Below are 15543 nucleotides of genomic sequence, written 5' to 3' on the forward strand. Positions count from 1 at the left end.
GGAGGACATATCCATGAAGGCTATTCTTTATATTGGGCATGGCACCCGTTCCAAAAAGGGAGCATGCGAAGCAAAAGCCTTCATACAGAGAGTCATGGACCGGATTGATGTTCCCATTCAGGAGATCAGCTTCCTGGAACTCACCGATCCATTGATTGCGGAAGGCTTCGCGCGCTGTGTGGAAAGAGGAGCGACAGAAATCACAGTTGTTCCTCTGTTTCTGCTGGCAGCAGGGCATATCAAAAAAGATATCCCTATGGTGCTGGGTTCCTTACAGGAAAAATATCCGCAAATTAACATAGCTGTGAAGGATCCATTTGGCGTACAGGGGAGCATCCTTGACGGAGTTGCGGAGCTAGTATCTGCCATCGCAGACGGAGTGGACCCTATGGATCGATTATTGATAGTCGGAAGGGGGAGCAGTGATCCGGCAATCCAAGCTGACTTTTCGGCAATTGCTGAAGGACTTAAGGCACGGCTTGGTATTGGCCATGCAGCAGTATGCTATCTTGCGGCAGCTAAACCGGCTTTGGATGATGGGCTGGAAGCAATTACCGAGGAAGACGGAGGCAGAGTGATCGTCGTACCTTATCTATTATTCTCCGGGCTTCTTATGGCAGAAATAGATCGAAAGGTTTCACGGCTTAAAAGGCAGGGACGGGAAATTATACATACCTCCCCTTTAAGCAGCCACCAGATTATTGAAGATATGGTCATTGCCCGGGCGTTCGAATGAACATTGCTTATGAGGGGAACAAACCCAGCATTTCATTAAAGAGGGGAATCCTATTGGGTTCGCAGAACGAGATTTCCCTTTTTCAACAGGCTCTAATTACGCATTATGAACTGCACGCTATAATTTTAAATTTTCCGAGGTGATTTTTTTGCAGCTTAAGGTTACAAACAGCCCGTTCAATCAGGAGCAGACCGAACTGCTAAACAGGCTGTTGCCGACATTGTCAGAAGCACAAAAACTATGGCTTAGCGGATACTTCGCAGCCGTACAATCTGCCGCAGCAGACGGGGCCGCTGAAGGCCAGGAAAATCCGACAGCGGCTGCGCCTGCTCGTTCCAGGGAAGTGACGATTCTTTATGGGTCACAGACTGGCAACACACAGTCTCTTGCAAAAAAGGCAGGCAAAGCGCTTGAAGGAAACGGTTTTAAAGTTGTGGTTTCTTCGATGAGCGATTTTAAAACTAATGCTTTAAAGAAGGTCGAAAACCTGCTTATTTTAGTCAGTACCCATGGGGAAGGAGATCCCCCTGATAATGCCCTGTCTTTCCACGAATTTCTCAATGGAAGGCGTGCACCCAAGCTCGAGGGAGTCAACTATTCGGTACTTTCCCTGGGTGACAGCTCGTATGAATTCTTTTGCCAGACAGGGAAAGAATTTGATGTCAGGCTGGAAGAATTGGGCGCCACCCGAATATACCCGCGTGTTGACTGCGATGTTGATTTTGATGAGCCGGCAGCGGAGTGGATTGATGGGATTCTTAATTCTTTGAATGAATTGGGTGGAGAAAGTGTCCGCGGGCAAGCAGCTGCCACGCTAGAAGTGGCCGAATCGGCATACTCCCGGACAAACCCGTTCAAAGCTGAAGTACTGGAAAATATCAATTTAAATGGACGCGGCTCCAATAAAGAAACACGCCATATTGAGTTATCGCTTGAGGACTCTGGCCTCACATACAAGCCGGGTGACAGCCTCGGGATTTATCCTGATAACGATCCAGCGCTTGTCGCTGAACTTCTTGACACTCTGACATGGGATCCTGAAATAAAGGTGACAGTCAATAAACAAGGAGAGTCTCTTACTTTAAAAGAGGCATTAACCACTTATTTTGAAATAACGGTTTTGACCAAGCCGCTGTTGGAAAAAGCAGCAAAACTGACCGCAAACCAGGAATTGCATGATCTTGCAGCCCCAGACAATAAAGAAAAACTGAACTCCTATTTATATGGGCGGGATCTGCTTGATTTGGTCCGTGATTTTGGCGTCTGGGGAAATTCTGCCGAGGAATTTGTTTCAGTTTTACGGAAAATTCCACCCCGTCTATATTCGATTGCGAGCAGCCTTGCTGCCAATCCAGATGAAGTGCATCTGACAATCGGTACAGTCAGGTATGAGACACATGAACGGGAAAGGAAAGGTGTCTGCTCCACTTTATGCGCTGAGCGAATTAACGCTGGAGATACTTTATCCGTTTTTATTCAGCAAAATGACAATTTCAAGTTGCCGGAAGATCCTGAAACACCAATTATCATGGTTGGCCCGGGGACGGGAGTTGCTCCGTTTCGCGCCTTCATGCAAGAGCGTGAAGAATCGGGAACTCAGGGGAAATCATGGCTTTTCTTCGGTGACCAGCATTTTGTGACTGATTTCCTTTATCAAACCGAATGGCAGAGATGGATGAAACAGGGAGTCCTGACCAAAATGGATGTGGCATTTTCTCGAGATACAACAGAAAAGGTATATGTCCAGCACCGTATGCTTGAAAACAGCAAAGAGCTGTTTAGATGGCTTGAAGAAGGAGCGGTGGTTTACATTTGCGGTGATGAGAAAAACATGGCCCATGATGTCCAGAAGACTTTTATAAAAATCATCCAAACAGAGGGAAGCATGCCTCTTGAGCAAGCAGAAGCCTACCTGGCTGACTTGCAGCAGCAGAAACGATATCAAAGAGATGTTTATTGATCTTTGCCAAGAAAGGAGAAGTACAACATGGAAAAACAAACCTTAAAAGCCCCTTCCGGCCCGCCCAGTGATGTGGAGCGAATAAAGGAAGAAAGCAATTATCTGCGGGGAACGCTTGCGGAATCGATGATTGAACCGATTAGTGCAGGGATTAATGAGGATGATAACCGCCTGATGAAGTTCCATGGCAGCTATCTGCAGGATGACAGGGATCTTCGCAATGAGCGGCAAAAGCAGAAGCTGGAGCCTGCTTACCAGTTCATGCTTCGGGTCCGGCTGCCTGGCGGGGTTGCGTCGCCTGCACAATGGCTTACATTGGATGATCTCTCCGAGAGATATGGTAACGGTACTTTAAAACTGACAACCCGGCAAACGTTCCAGATGCATGGGATTTTAAAATGGAATATGAAAAGCACAGTCCAGGAAATCCATGCCTCCCTTTTGGATACAATTGCTGCATGCGGTGATGTAAATCGTAACGTAATGTGCAACTCGAACCCTTACCAGTCGGACATTCATGCAGAAGTATTTGAATGGTCAAAACGGCTGAGCGATGATTTGCTGCCGAAAACCACTGCGTACCATGAATTATGGCTCGACGGTGAAAAGGTCGCGTTTACACCAGACACGGAAGCAGTTGAACCGATGTACGGCCCCACTTACCTGCCACGGAAGTTCAAAATTGGAATTGCAGTTCCTCCATCAAATGATGTGGATGTTTTTTCGCAGGACCTGGGCTTCATTGCAATCGTGGAAGACGGCAAGCTGACGGGCTTCAATGTAACAATCGGCGGAGGTATGGGCATGACGCACGGGGATAAAGCAACATATCCCCAACTTGGAAAGATCATCGGCTTTTGCACACCTGAGCAAATTTATTCTGTGGCGGAAAAAGTGATTACAATACAGCGGGACTATGGAAACCGTTCGGAACGCAAAAACGCCCGCTTTAAATATACGGTGGATCGACTCGGTCTGGAAACAGTCAAGACCGAACTCGAAAACCGGCTGGGATATTCCCTGGAGGCAGCAAAACCGTATAAATTCGACAATAATGGCGACCGATATGGCTGGGTGGAAGGCGTTCAAGGGAACTGGCATTTTACCTTGTTTGTTGAGGGCGGCCGGGTAGCTGATTATGAGGGATACCAACTTAAAACAGGTTTGCGTGAAATTGCTAAAGTACACACAGGTGAATTCCGATTGACGCCTAACCAGAACCTCATCATCGCCAATGTATCCAGCAGGAAAAAGAAAGAAATTGAAAATCTGATTGAACAATTCGGCCTTACAGATGGAAAGTATGTTTCGGCCCTGCGGAGGAATTCAATGGCATGCGTTGCCCTGCCGACATGTGGACTGGCGATGGCCGAAGCAGAGCGCTATTTGCCCCGTCTCATCGATAAAATTGATGAGATTGTCGATCAAAATGGACTGAGGGATGAAGAGATTACCATCCGGATGACCGGATGCCCGAATGGCTGTGCCCGCCATACCCTTGGAGAGATTGCCTTTATCGGCAAAGCACCCGGCAAATACAATATGTATCTCGGCGCAGCCTTTGATGGCAGCAGGCTAAGCAAAATGTACCGTGAAAATATAGGTGAAGAGGAAATTCTCCGTGAATTACAGATTCTTTTAACACGCTATGCGAAGGAGCGGTTCGCAGGTGAGCACTTCGGTGACTTTACCGTCCGTGCAGGCATCGTGGAAGCAGTCACAGACGGAACGAATTTTCATGACTGAAAGCGCAGGACTGGAACAGGAATTTTTGATGTGCATAACAAAGTATTGAAATAGGAAAAGCCGCGGCTATATGCCGCGGCTTTTTCATGATATCTTACTGGACGTGTTTTTAACTATAAAGTAATGACAATCGGACCGTTTTTGGTAAGGATGATGGTATGCTCACATTGTGCAACAAAGCTGTTTTCTGTTACATAAGTCCACTCGTCATTTTCATTTTGGAAAACTTCTTCCTCCCGAGTTGAAATGAATGGTTCAAAAGCGATGACCATTCCTTCTTTTAAAAGCTCGTCATCCCATGGTTCATGGTAATTGTAGATATGGTCAGGCGCCTCATGAATCGTACGGCCAATCCCATGTCCTGTGAGGTTTTTGATCACTGTCAGTCCGTTTTTCCTGGCAGTCGCGATAACGGCCTTTCCAAGTCCGCTTTTCTTTGAACCAGGCTTTGCTTTTTTCAGTCCTGCTTCAAAGGCCTCTACAGCTGTTTCACATACCTTGGTTAAAATCGGATCGCCTTCGCCAACGACAATGGATATGCCTGTATCGGCAAAATAACCATTCTTCGAACCCGAAACGTCGATATTAACGATATCGCCTTCTTTGATTACACGGGTCCCTGGAATGCCATGGGCCACTTCCTCATTAACACTTATGCAAGTATATCCCGGAAAATTATATTCACCCTTAGGAGCGGAAATCGCGCCATGCTGCTCAAATAAAGCGCCAGCTATTTCATCAAGTTCCTTAGTTGTAATGCCTGGAACGGTCTTTTGCACCAATTCCTCACGTATCAAGGCAACGATTCTGCCAATTTCCTTCAATCCGTTAAAATCTTCTTCTGTTTTTGCAATCATGATATGTTCCTTTCCAAACATCGAATTAAAAACTCTACGATTAGATTATCCTTTTTGAATATGAAAATCCATCCTTTAGGTTTGAGGATAGGGTGGATTGATTAAATCATACACCTATTCCAATTCTTGAAAACGATAACAACATGACAATATCAATATTCTCAGCCGTAAAACAAAATCTAAAAAATTGGTACCATAAGCAAAATTCCATGGCTTATAAATGTAAGCCCTTTTTTTTATGATTAAGGTACAAGAAAGACAAAGCAACTGAAGGTGGTGAAGAAATGGAAGTCAAGATCCAGCAGCCAGTCGAACAACAAGTCAGTGACACCATAATTGTTAAGGCTACAAAAAAAGAAAAATACAAGAAAATTAAAAAGACAATCATTTCTCAAAAGTATTTACAAACGATGGCTCTTCTCGGTGTAGTTTGGATGTTCATCTTTAACTATATCCCAATGTATGGGTTGATTATCGCCTTTAAGGAATACAGCATCATTAATACAATCTCAGAAGCACCTTGGGTAGGTTTGATGCAGTTCAAGGAATTCATTCAGGATGAAAATTTTTGGATTGTTTTGAAAAATACATTAGGTATCAGCCTGATTAAATTGATCATTGGTTTCCCGCTTCCAATTATTTTTGCTCTTTTGCTAAATGAGCTAACTTCTATGAAACTCAAGAAAGCAGTCCAGACAATATCTTACTTGCCGCACTTTATTTCATGGGTGGTACTTGGAGGGATTTTGACTACTTGGCTAGCTGATATCGGTGTTATAAATGATATCTTGCTGGGTTTGGGGTTGATCAGTGAACGCACGAACTTCCTTGCAGAACCAGATAACTTCTGGGCAATCGTCATTCTTTCTGATATCTGGAAAGAACTTGGATGGTCGGCGATCATATATCTTGCAGCTATTGCTGGTGTATCGCCAGAACTGTACGAATCGTCAACGATTGACGGAGCAAATCGCTTTCAAAAAATGTGGCATGTTACCTTGCCGTCGATTCGCCCGACGATCACAATCCTGTTCATCCTTGCTGTAAGCGGTGTCTTGAATTCAAACTTCGACCAAATCTTGATTTTGAGAAACTCGTTGAATGAGAGCGCCAGCAATGTAATTGACATTTACGTCTATCAGATGGGACTTCAGAACGCCCGCTACTCCTACGCAACAGCAGTCGGGTTATTGAAAGCGATCATTGCCTTCATCCTGCTCCTGTCTGCCAACAAGATTACGAAGAAACTGAATGGAACATCTTTATTCTAAGGGGGTGGGGTTGTGTTTAAGCTTTTTAAACGGAACCGGCGAACAACGAGCGAATACATTTTTGACAACGTTAACATTCTAATCATGCTTTTTATCTGTGCCATCACCATTTATCCGATTTGGTACGTTCTCGTTAATTCACTGAATGACGGGGTTGATGCTATGAAGGGCGGGATATACTGGTGGCCGCGAGAGTTCACATTTGAGAATTATAAAGCTGTGTTTAATACCCCTGGTATCGTTACTTCTTTTGGGGTAACAGTAGCAAAAACAGTTATCGGCACATTCACTCATGTATTCTTTACAGCCATGGTTGCTTATGCCATTTCAAGACGAGACCTTTACGGCAGGAACTTCTACATGCTCGTAGGTGTCATCACCATGTTTTTCAGCGGTGGATTGATTCCTTACTTCCTATTAATCAGGGATCTTGGTTTGTTTGATAACTTCCTAGTATATATCATTCCAACGATGTTCAACTTCTTCCATCTGATCATCTTTGTATCCTTCTTTAGGGAATTGCCAACTTCTCTGGAGGAAGCAGCAAAAATAGATGGAGCAAATGACTTTATGATTTTTATAAAAGTAATCATTCCTCTGTCAATGCCGGTTATTGCAACCATTGCATTGTTCCAGGGAGTCTATCAGTGGAACGACTATTTTGCCGGGGTCATCTTTGTGAATAATCCAGATCTGCAGCCAATCCAGACCTATTTATACAAGGTTGTTGCTGAATCCAGTTCCAACCAGATGATGACGAATGCAGCAGGGTCGATTGCAACCAAGACAGTAACATCCCAGTCTATCAAACTGGCAACGATGGTCGTAACAACACTGCCAATTATGTTAGTCTATCCATTCCTGCAGAAGTACTTTGTAAAAGGAATGCTGATTGGTTCAGTAAAAGGTTGATCTCTTATATTTCGATTTAAATTTTTCTTCAACTGAAGAAATTTAAATATCAGGCTTCATTATCGAATGTCTTGCTTTATGTGTGAAGGATACCCCCTTCTGATCTTGGGAAAGGCTGGCACTTAGGAAAAAAGCCTTTCCCGCTCTTTCAAAGCAGTGTACATTTAATAATGTGGCCCAAAATAACGCAAAAGAGAGAGGGTCAAAAATGAGGAGAAAATTCATTACCAAAGGCTTTTCACTATTGCTTGTTCTATCATTGGTTTTAGCACTTTTTTCTGGCTGTTCCAGTAAGACAAATGAAAACGCTTCCGATGAAAAGGAAACAGACAAACCAAAAGCTTCAGCTGATGCACCTGGCTGGCAGTCCAACAAAGAGCCAATTACTTTTGACTGGTATGTTAACTTTTCCTGGTTCGCACATAAATGGGGCGACGATGTGGTTTCCAAATATGTAACAGATAAAACTGGTGTCTCTGTCAACTTCATCTCACCAGCAGGAAACGAAGCGGAAAAAATGAATACGATGATTGCGTCTGGAAAGCTTCCGGATTTCATTACAATTGGCTGGTGGGAAGATGCAGTCAAGAAGATGGTTGAAGGTGAACTTGTCCTCCCGCTAAATGAACTTGCCGACCAGTATGATCCATATTTCTTCAAAGTAGCAGATAATGCGAAAATCGAATGGTATAAGCAAGAAGATGGCAACACTTACGGTTATCCAAATGCATCATCTTCTCCAAAAGATTTCGATAAGTATAAAGACCTTAAGCCATCCAACCAGACATTCCTGGTGAGAAAAGATATGTATGAAGCAATCGGCAGCCCTGATATGAGCACTCCTGAAGGGTTCCTTAAGGCACTTGAAGCTGCAAAGGAAAAATTCCCTGAAGTGAACGGCGCACCGCTGATTCCATTCGGACTGAATGAGTTTACTGATGTAGGAAACACTTCCCTTGAAGCATACCTGCAAAACTTCCTTAATATTCCGATGGAAAAAGACGGAAAGGTTTACGACCGCAGCCAGGACCCTGAATATCTTGCATGGTTAAAAACTTTCAGAGAAGCAAATGACAAAGGGCTTCTTGCAAAGGACATCTTCATCGATAAGCGTCCGCAAATGGAAGAAAAGATTTCACAAGGCAGATACTTCGCAATGCTTTACCAGCGCAGTGACCTTGCAGCGCAACAACACGCACTATATGCAAAAGATCCGAACTCAGTATATATTGCAGTTGACGGACCAGCTAACTCAAAAGGAGACGCACCTGCCCTTGCTGGCGACAGCATCTCAGGCTGGACAGTAACATTGATTTCAAAAGATGTAAAAGATAAAGAAAGAGCAATTCAGTTCCTGACTTACCTTATCAGTGAAGAGGGACAAAAGGACCTTTACATGGGTAAAGAGGGCGAAACGTACGATATGGTGAGTGGAAAACCTGAATTCAAGCCAGAAGTATTAGACTTACTGAACAAGGACCGTGCAGCATTTGACCAGCAGTATGGAGCTTCATTCAAATACTGGATGCTGATGGATACAAACATGAGCCTTGAGTGGGCACCGCCTGCTTCTGAGCCATTCAAGCAAATGGAAGACTGGACAAAAGGAAAGACAGTCAGCTATGCGGAATTTGACGGCATCAGCCCGACTGGAACTTCTGCAGAAGGTGTAGCAGCAAGCAAAATCGCACAGGAATGGGGCAAGACACTTCCTAAGCTTCTGCTGGCTAAATCTGATAAAGAGTTCGATAAAATCTTCGAAGGATTCCTTAAGAAACGTGATTCTTTCGGCTATGAAAAAGTAGAAAAATATCAGCAAGGAATTTATGAAAAGAACAAAGAAAAACTGGATTCAGCAAAATAAATAAAGACTTAAAAGACTGTTCCCTTTAGAATGAAAATTCTTGAAGGGGCAGTCTATTCCTGCTTTTAGATTGGCAGTCTGATAATCTTCAATATATTGAAACACTTTAGCACGCTAAGTATATAACTAAGAGATATAATTTCTGTATGGAGAAAATGATAGGTGTGATTATATGGGTTTTTTAAAAAAATTGAAAGATGCCGCTAATTGGCTGGATCGACTCTCCCTGCAGCAAAAGCTGATTGCCTTATATATTATCATTATCATTATTCCTATCATCATTTTCATCTCTATCTATTCAAGTAATGTGTATGACAGGGCAATGAATGAAATCAGGGTCAAAAACGAAAATGCTCTGGAAATCGAGAAAATCCATATAAAAAACAATATTGAATCAATGAGGCGGACGGCCCAGATGGTCGTTTCGGACATAGAATTCATTGACTTTGTCAAAAGCAGGAACGAAGCAAATATTGATCAGCTAATTGATTTCAGAATGAACGAGCTTTCAAATGTCACCAGGCTTCAGGCTAATAACCCAGCCATTGAAAATATCAGATTGTATACCACCAATCCATATATAACCGAGATGTGGCCGATTCTCTTTAAAGAGGAGCGAATCATGAAAAAGCCATGGAGAGAAGAAGTGATCAACAGGAATGGTATGGAGGTGTGGTGGTTCGACCAGCAGACAGATGATGTACTTGAAAGACTTCCATCGCAAAATACAGCGAAAATTTCCTTGTTGCGTGAACTGGATTACCCAAAGGATGAGCATTTAGGCATTATCGAAATAAATATGTTCCTTAAAAACTTTTTCCCTAAAATGTTCGGCACTATGCAGGACCCTGATTCGGTCTATATCGTCATTGATAAAGATAACAACCTGATCAGGAATTTCCAACACACGTTTTTTGAAGATGAGGGAATTGATACTGAAGATCTTAAACGGAAATTCAGCCAGTCAAAACATGAGGGCACGGGCAGTTTTCAATTTGAAAACAAAGAAACTCCCTATCTTGTCATCACTGCCTATATTGATGATTTAGATGCATATTTGCTAAATGTCATTTCCCTTGAAGGCCTTTATGCTGAAACAGCCAAAACTAGGAATGTTATTTTTAGCGGAATTATCTTTCTTGTTATTATTCTTTCTTTTGTCACCTATGTTTTGGTTTTGCTGCTCTTGAAGAAAATGTACAAATTAAAAGATTCAATGAAGAGGGTAGAGCAAGGCGACTTTTCGGTAGATGTGGATGTTGATGGACAAGATGAGATTTCGGAGCTGGCATTTCATTTTAAAAGCCTCCTTGGCAAAATGAATGGATTGATCGCCGAAGCTGTCAATAAACAGGCAACTGCCAAGGAAACAGAATTAAGGGCTCTGAAAACCCAAATTGATTCACATTTCCTTTATAACACTTTGGAAAACATCAAGATGATGGCAGAAATAGAAGGAGAGTATGCTATATCTGATGCAGTGACCTCCCTTGGGGAAATGATGCGCTATAATCTTAAATGGAAAAATGATTTTGTGATTCTTGAAGAAGAACTGAATTATATAAAAAATTACGTGGACATTATGAATCTCCGTTTGGATGGACTGCTAACCTTGAATATTGATGTGCCCCATGAACTGCTTGACCAGGAAGTACTGAAAATGTCACTGCAGCCAATCATTGAGAATGCCATTAAGCATGGAATCATCCCTAACGACAAGAAAGCACAGGGAATACTGCAGGTGAGTGCGAGGTACTCCGCTGATTATGTCATTATTGAAATAAAGGATAATGGAGTAGGGATGACAGCTGAAGAGTATGAAATCCTAAATAAATCCATCCAGGCAGGACAGGGAGGTCAAAGTCCTGGTTCTAAAGGTGGAAATGGCATTGGAGTCCATAATGTGAATGAGAGAATCCAGCTTTACTATGGGACAGAGTACGGAGTATTGGTTTCTAGTGTTAAAGGCGAATTCACGATGGTGACTGTAACATTGCCTTGCAAAATTATGAAAGGGGGCAGCCAAAGTGTATAAAGTCCTTATAGCTGATGATGAGAAAAATATTAGATTGGGCATACAGGCGATGATCAATAGAGAATATCCTGAGTTTGCAACCTCTATTGCAGGTGATGGCCAGGAAGCCCTTGAAACCATAATGGAAAATGAACCCGATATAGTCATCACTGATATTAAAATGCCGAGGCTGGATGGTATCCAGTTAATCAAGGAACTTCAACAACGGAAAATCCAATCGTCAATAGTAATCCTTAGCGGATATGATGACTTTACGTATGCCAAGGAAGCGATCAAACATAAGGTAAAGGATTACTTGCTTAAGCCTGTCAACAGAATAGAGTTATTCAAAACCTTGAATATGATCATAGAAGAAATGGAACATAGGCAGAAAATGACCTACCAGCACATGGATGAATACCGTGCCAGTCAACTGAATTACATTTTGCTAAATCCTAATATTCAACAAGAAGTTGTGGAAGATCTTTATAGGAAAATGAAAATTGAATCCTATCCTCATGGTTATTATGTAGGGATCATTGAGGCGGATGGGGATGTAGAAGGAGAGGATTTTCTCGGTAAAATTAATCAGCTGATTCTGCCAAATAACTCCACTATCCCATTTCTTGATAAAGATGGTCGAGTAACAATTATTTCAGCAGACATTGAATTATTTACCCGATTGAAAGAACACCTTGGCAGAGACAGGCATCTGGTTTTTAGCATAGGAATCAGTGAAAAGGAACAGGACTTAAGGGAATTGAAAAAGACATATGGTCAGGCAGCCACGGCCTTAAAGTATCATTTCCTTTATCCGCGCAGACAGATTATTTTATTTGAAAATGTTAAGGGAAAACCGGATGTCCCATTACTGCCGGTCGACTTGATCAATAGGATTTCTAATATGCTGGGAACTGAACGGGAAAATGAAATCAAGACCAACCTGAGACAAGTCATGGACTTCGATATCATCGCGCATAGCAATATCAGTTATCTTGAAAACCTTAACAGGGAAATAAATGATACGATTTTCAAAGGCTTCTTTAAACGCTTGGGAGACGAATCGCTTGTGACGTTTGAGCTGTTGAATAAAATAGATAATATATATAACTTTGATAGCTTCCATGAATATTTCCATGCCCTTGAAGATCTGCTGATGAGAATCCACGAATATAATAAGCAAATGAAGTCCGTCTATTCAGAGCAAAAATATATGGACCGGGCCATAGCTTATATTAGGGAGAATTACCATAAGGATTTGAATTTAGCAGTCGTCGCCAACTACATTTCTTTGAATTATTCCTATTTCAGTCATATGTTCAAGGAGTATATCGGACAAAACTTCGTGGACTATTTGAAAATGGTCAGAGTGGAGAATGCAAAAAAGCTGCTGAAGGAAAGCGATTTTAAGATACTGGAAATCAGTGAGATGGTAGGCTACAAAAACCCTAAGCAATTTGCCAGGGTGTTCCGCGAAGTAGAAGGAATATCGCCAAAAGAATATCGGGAAATGAATGGATGAAGAGGGCTTAATAGGCTCTCTTTTTTGTTTTTTTAAGTTATTGCTGAATGTCTAGATGCAGATGGCAAGATCGCAACAAAAGAATGATTTGGCACTGAAGCACTCCTAAGCAGCATCTGTAAAGTCCCATTTTGTCCGAAGCAGCTCCGTGTTCGGGCAATAGATTATCAGTGTGGCTTCACATTGTCGGAAGTCACTCCAAGTTCGGACAAGAGATCGCTGGTGGCACTTCATTTTGTCCGAAGTCATCCCAAGTTCGGACAAAAGATCGTCAGTGTGGCTTCACTTTGTCCGAAGCAGCCCTGTGTTCGGACGCAGCAAAGGACAGTTTAATAGGAGGTGTTACTACACGGATAAACACTCTTCTAAAATATTGACACCCTAAACAAAATTCTCTATCTCAAGATACATTGCTGGCAAAGGTAGAATAGGAGTTGAGATATGTTTTGTCGGGGCAATCAGTTTTTTCAGAAAGGGGCAGTTTAGGTGGAGCAAAAAAATCAGAGCGAATTAAATAAAGAAATGATGGCGCTTTCAAAAACTGATGCAAAGTGGAGCCTTGTCTGGGAAGAGACCTTTGATCTTCCTGATATAGATGAAAGTAAGTGGAATTTCGTTGAAGCTGGAACGGGGTTTGGGAATGAAGAGTCCCAGTTCTATACAAGACGGAAAGAAAATGCTCGGATTGAAAATGGCATGCTGGTCATTGAGGCGAGGAAGGAAAAGTATAACGGGATGGATTATACATCCGCCAAATTGACGACCAGAGGCAAGGGAGCCTGGACATACGGGCGATTTTCAATTCGGGCGAAGTTGCCGGAAGGTCAGGGTATCTGGCCTGCCATCTGGATGATGCCAGAGGATATGGAATTGTATACGGGATGGCCTGCCTGCGGGGAAATCGACATAATGGAGCAGATTGGCCACCAGCCAGGTACGGTCTATGGAACTCTTCACTATGGAATGCCTCACACATATACAGGAGAAAACTATACGCTTCCAGGAAACAGGAAGTTCTCGGATGATTTCCATGTTTTCACCCTTGATTGGGAACCTGGAGAGTTCAGATGGTATGTGGACGATGTCCTATATGCAAGGCAAACTGAATGGTTCAGCAAGGCCAGGGAATCAGAGAAACAGCAGCCTGGATTTGCCCCGTTTGACCGCGATTTCTACATGCAGCTTAACCTTGCTGTTGGGGGAAAGTGGCCTGGATATCCTGATGGAACAACACAGTTTCCTCAGCAAATGACAGTTGATTGCATCAAAGTATACAAAAGAGAAGAATAAACAGAGGTGAACAAATGATGATCAATTTTTCTAAGGATTTTATTTTTGGTACAGCAACATCCTCCTATCAAATTGAAGGAGCCTATCAGGAAGATGGCAGAAGCCTTTCTATATGGGACACGTTTTCCAGGACACCAGGAAAGGTCTTCAATATGGATAACGGAGATGTCGCCTGTGACCATTATCACTTATATGAAAAGGATATAGAGATTTTAAAGACACTTGGTGTGGATTCCTACCGCTTCTCGATTGCCTGGCCAAGGATTTTCCCGGAGCAGGGCAAATATAACGAAGCTGGAATGGACTTTTACAAAAAGCTTATTACACTCTTGAATGAAAATGGCATTAAGCCTGCTGTTACGCTTTACCACTGGGATTTGCCAATGTGGGCCCATGAAAAAGGCGGCTGGACAAACAGGGAATCCGTCAATTGGTTCCTAGAGTATGCTGAGAAATGTTTTGAAGAACTTGATGAGCATGTAGAAATGTGGATTACCCATAATGAACCGTGGTGCGCAGGTTTCCTTGGTTACCATCAGGGAGTCCATGCTCCAGGACATACCAATATGGAAGAGGCGGTGAAGGCAGTCCATCATATGCTTCTGTCCCATGGAGAAGCTGTTTCCCTGCTCAAAGGAAAGTTTGCTTCGAAAACTCCAATCGGGATTACGCTGAACCTGTCACCGATGTACCCGGCAAGCAATTCTGCCAATGATCAGCTCGCTGCCAATAATGCCGATGGCTACACGAACAGATGGTTCCTGGATCCAGTGCTAAAAGGATCATACCCACCGGATATGATGAACCTTTTCTCCAAATATGTTCACTCCTTCGACTTCATTCAGGAGGGCGACTTGGAGAAGATTTCGGTGGAATGTGATTTCTTTGGAATCAACTATTATAATCGCAGTCTTGTTGAATTTAACTCAGCTTCGGACTTCCTGTTCAAGAGTGCATACTCGGATTATCCAAAGACCGGAATGGGATGGGATATATCGCCTGCAGAGTTTAAAGAACTGATTCACCGCTTGCGAAAGGAGTATACGAATCTGCCCATCTATATAACTGAAAATGGCTCGGCTTTCGATGACCATGTGTCAGAGGACCACCGTGTCCATGATTCCGAGAGACAGGACTATGTTGAAAAGCATATTCGTGCGGTTGCCGAGCTTAATGAAGAGGGCATGAACATCGCCGGATATTATCTTTGGTCATTACTCGATAATTTTGAATGGGCATTTGGCTACGACAAACGTTTTGGGATTACTTATGTCGATTTCGAAACGCAGGAAAGAATCCTTAAAGATAGCGGTCACCGTTATGCAGAAATTATCAGGAACCGTTCAATTTAAATCCAATGACTTCGGAGTG

The 15543-nt window shown here is 42.8% G+C and carries 11 protein-coding genes; 10 read left to right on the forward strand and 1 reads right to left on the reverse strand.

Going from position 1 to position 15543, the window contains the following annotated elements:
• The first annotated feature begins 13 nt into the window (after positions 1-13).
• The 3 genes from B5X77_RS09625 (at position 14) to cysI (ending at position 4442) form a co-directional block, all read left to right on the forward strand.
• Entirely contained in the window at positions 14-736 is a 723-nt protein-coding gene (locus tag B5X77_RS09625) for a sirohydrochlorin chelatase (protein WP_079507456.1), read from the forward strand.
• 148 nt (positions 737-884) lie between these two features.
• Positions 885-2696: an assimilatory sulfite reductase (NADPH) flavoprotein subunit gene (locus tag B5X77_RS09630; RefSeq protein ID WP_079507458.1), complete on the forward strand. Its 1812-nt coding sequence runs from the start codon at positions 885-887 to the stop codon at positions 2694-2696.
• A gap of 27 nt (positions 2697-2723) precedes the next feature.
• A complete protein-coding gene (cysI, locus tag B5X77_RS09635) occupies positions 2724-4442 on the forward strand; it encodes an assimilatory sulfite reductase (NADPH) hemoprotein subunit (RefSeq protein WP_079507460.1) in 1719 nt (572 codons plus the stop codon).
• A gap of 113 nt (positions 4443-4555) precedes the next feature.
• Here cysI and map read toward each other — a convergent pair whose 3' ends face one another.
• Complete coding sequence (map, locus tag B5X77_RS09640; protein ID WP_079507690.1) at positions 4556-5299, reverse strand: type I methionyl aminopeptidase; 744 nt, start codon at positions 5297-5299, stop codon at positions 4556-4558.
• Between the two features lie 284 nt (positions 5300-5583).
• Here map and B5X77_RS09645 point away from each other — a divergent pair, with 284 nt between their 5' ends.
• From B5X77_RS09645 to B5X77_RS09675, 7 genes are all read left to right on the forward strand, one after another.
• On the forward strand, positions 5584-6570 hold the full coding sequence (locus tag B5X77_RS09645) for an ABC transporter permease (RefSeq protein WP_079507462.1): 987 nt from the start codon (positions 5584-5586) through the stop codon (positions 6568-6570).
• A gap of 84 nt (positions 6571-6654) precedes the next feature.
• Positions 6655-7482, forward strand: a complete 828-nt coding sequence (locus B5X77_RS09650; protein WP_079507692.1) for a carbohydrate ABC transporter permease — start codon at positions 6655-6657, stop codon at positions 7480-7482.
• 208 nt (positions 7483-7690) lie between these two features.
• A complete protein-coding gene (locus B5X77_RS09655) occupies positions 7691-9346 on the forward strand; it encodes a type 2 periplasmic-binding domain-containing protein (protein WP_079507464.1) in 1656 nt (551 codons plus the stop codon).
• 172 nt (positions 9347-9518) lie between these two features.
• The gene (locus tag B5X77_RS09660; protein WP_079507466.1) at positions 9519-11381 is read left to right on the forward strand and encodes a sensor histidine kinase; all 1863 of its coding nucleotides are present in this window, start codon (positions 9519-9521) and stop codon (positions 11379-11381) included.
• Positions 11374-12882, forward strand: a complete 1509-nt coding sequence (locus B5X77_RS09665; protein WP_079507468.1) for a response regulator — start codon at positions 11374-11376, stop codon at positions 12880-12882. The genes B5X77_RS09660 and B5X77_RS09665 overlap by 8 nt, the downstream gene beginning before the upstream one ends.
• Positions 12883-13368: 486 nt before the next feature.
• Positions 13369-14172 (forward strand): glycoside hydrolase family 16 protein, encoded by an 804-nt coding sequence (locus B5X77_RS09670; protein ID WP_257391770.1) that lies wholly within the window; start codon positions 13369-13371, stop codon positions 14170-14172.
• 17 nt (positions 14173-14189) lie between these two features.
• Entirely contained in the window at positions 14190-15524 is a 1335-nt protein-coding gene (locus B5X77_RS09675) for a GH1 family beta-glucosidase (protein WP_079507470.1), read from the forward strand.
• Positions 15525-15543: the final 19 nt, after the last annotated feature.

Origin of the sequence: Mesobacillus jeotgali (assembly GCF_900166585.1) — a bacterium.
Classification (GTDB): domain Bacteria; phylum Bacillota; class Bacilli; order Bacillales; family Cytobacillaceae; genus Mesobacillus; species Mesobacillus jeotgali_A.

What these genes read in the sequence shown, in the direction of transcription:
- B5X77_RS09625 (WP_079507456.1), top strand. Translation starts at nt 14, where the DNA reads ATGAAGGCTATTCTTTATATTGGGCATGGCACCCGTTCCAAAAAGGGA.
- cysI (WP_079507460.1), top strand. Translation starts at nt 2,724, where the DNA reads ATGGAAAAACAAACCTTAAAAGCCCCTTCCGGCCCGCCCAGTGATGTG.
- map (WP_079507690.1), bottom strand. Translation starts at nt 5,299, where the DNA reads ATGATTGCAAAAACAGAAGAAGATTTTAACGGATTGAAGGAAATTGGC.
- B5X77_RS09645 (WP_079507462.1), top strand. Translation starts at nt 5,584, where the DNA reads ATGGAAGTCAAGATCCAGCAGCCAGTCGAACAACAAGTCAGTGACACC.
- B5X77_RS09650 (WP_079507692.1), top strand. Translation starts at nt 6,655, where the DNA reads ATGCTTTTTATCTGTGCCATCACCATTTATCCGATTTGGTACGTTCTC.
- B5X77_RS09655 (WP_079507464.1), top strand. Translation starts at nt 7,691, where the DNA reads ATGAGGAGAAAATTCATTACCAAAGGCTTTTCACTATTGCTTGTTCTA.
- B5X77_RS09660 (WP_079507466.1), top strand. Translation starts at nt 9,519, where the DNA reads ATGGGTTTTTTAAAAAAATTGAAAGATGCCGCTAATTGGCTGGATCGA.
- B5X77_RS09675 (WP_079507470.1), top strand. Translation starts at nt 14,190, where the DNA reads ATGATCAATTTTTCTAAGGATTTTATTTTTGGTACAGCAACATCCTCC.